The organism is Helicobacter labacensis, from assembly GCF_003660285.1.
GTDB classification, from domain to species: domain Bacteria; phylum Campylobacterota; class Campylobacteria; order Campylobacterales; family Helicobacteraceae; genus Helicobacter; species Helicobacter labacensis.
The window spans coordinates 1-1,839 of record NZ_QXQQ01000050.1; the positions used below are offsets into that span (position 1 = coordinate 1).

Here is a 1,839-nt window from a genome sequence, read left to right on the forward strand (position 1 = left end):
TCAGCCGTTTCAAAGAAGCGTTACGGGCGATCTTCACCCCACTATGAGCATAACTATGAGCATACTAGGTTTTTAAAAACGCCAGTAGTCTCATCTACTTTAAGCCCCCCTTAAGCTTTCTTACTCTATAATGCGCTTTTGCCATTTTCCGCATTGGTCTTTTGGGATTTGGTGTGTTCTTTGACATCCAAGCAAGAGAGTCTTGGCGCAAGGCTGGGGTTAAACCCCAACTTTGTTTCAAAGTCTCTTTATAAACGAACAACGCTATCACTTTGTGAGTTTTAAAGAGCGATGGATTTGAACTTAACTTTATGGAGAGTTTGATCCTGGCTCAGAGTGAACGCTGGCGGCGTGCCTAATACATGCAAGTCGAACGATGAAGCCTAGCTTGCTAGGTGGATTAGTGGCGCACGGGTGAGTAACGCATAGATGACATGCCCTTTAGTTTGGGATAGCCACTAGAAATGGTGATTAATACCAAATACTACCCTACGGGGGAAAGATTTATCGCTAAAGGATTGGTCTATGTCCTATCAGCTTGTTGGTGAGGTAAGAGCCCACCAAGGCTATGACGGGTATCCGGCCTGAGAGGGTGAACGGACACACTGGAACTGAGACACGGTCCAGACTCCTACGGGAGGCAGCAGTAGGGAATATTGCTCAATGGGCGCAAGCCTGAAGCAGCAACGCCGCGTGGAGGATGAAGGTTTTAGGATTGTAAACTCCTTTTGTCAGAGAAGATAATGACGGTATCTGACGAATAAGCACCGGCTAACTCCGTGCCAGCAGCCGCGGTAATACGGAGGGTGCAAGCGTTACTCGGAATCACTGGGCGTAAAGAGTGCGTAGGCGGGGTTGTAAGTCAGATGTGAAATCCTATGGCTTAACCATAGAACTGCATTTGAAACTGCGATCCTAGAGTGTGGGAGAGGTAGGTGGAATTCTTGGTGTAGGGGTAAAATCCGTAGAGATCAAGAGGAATACTCATTGCGAAGGCGACCTGCTGGAACAATACTGACGCTGATTGCACGAAAGCGTGGGGAGCAAACAGGATTAGATACCCTGGTAGTCCACGCCCTAAACGATGGATGCTAGTTGTTGGGGGGCTTTGTCCTCCCAGTAATGCAGCTAACGCCTTAAGCATCCCGCCTGGGGAGTACGGTCGCAAGATTAAAACTCAAAGGAATAGACGGGGACCCGCACAAGCGGTGGAGCATGTGGTTTAATTCGAAGATACACGAAGAACCTTACCTAGGCTTGACATTGAAGGAATCCCCTAGAAATAGGGGAGTGTCTAGCTTGCTAGGCCCTGAAAACAGGTGCTGCACGGCTGTCGTCAGCTCGTGTCGTGAGATGTTGGGTTAAGTCCCGCAACGAGCGCAACCCTCTTTCTTAGTTGCTAACAGGTCATGCTGAGCTCTCTAAGAAGACTGCCTGCGTAAGCAGGAGGAAGGTGAGGACGACGTCAAGTCATCATGGCCCTTACGCCTAGGGCTACACACGTGCTACAATGGGATGCACAAAGAGATGCAATGCCGCGAGGCTGAGCCAATCTTAAAAACATCTCTCAGTTCGGATTGTAGGCTGCAACTCGCCTGCATGAAGCTGGAATCGCTAGTAATCGCAAATCAGCCATGTTGCGGTGAATACGTTCCCGGGTCTTGTACTCACCGCCCGTCACACCATGGGAGTTGTGTTTGCCTTAAGTCAGGATGCTAAAGTAGCTACTGCCCACGGCACACACAGCGACTGGGGTGAAGTCGTAACAAGGTAACCGTAGGTGAACCTGCGGTTGGATCACCTCCTTTCTTAGAGAATTGCCCTTAGCATTTGCTTGCT

The 1,839-nt window shown here is 49.4% G+C and carries 1 rRNA gene; it reads left to right on the forward strand.

The features are described from left to right. The first annotated feature begins 308 nt into the window (after positions 1-308). A 16S ribosomal RNA gene (locus EAO33_RS08815) occupies positions 309-1,808 on the forward strand. Positions 1,809-1,839: the final 31 nt, after the last annotated feature.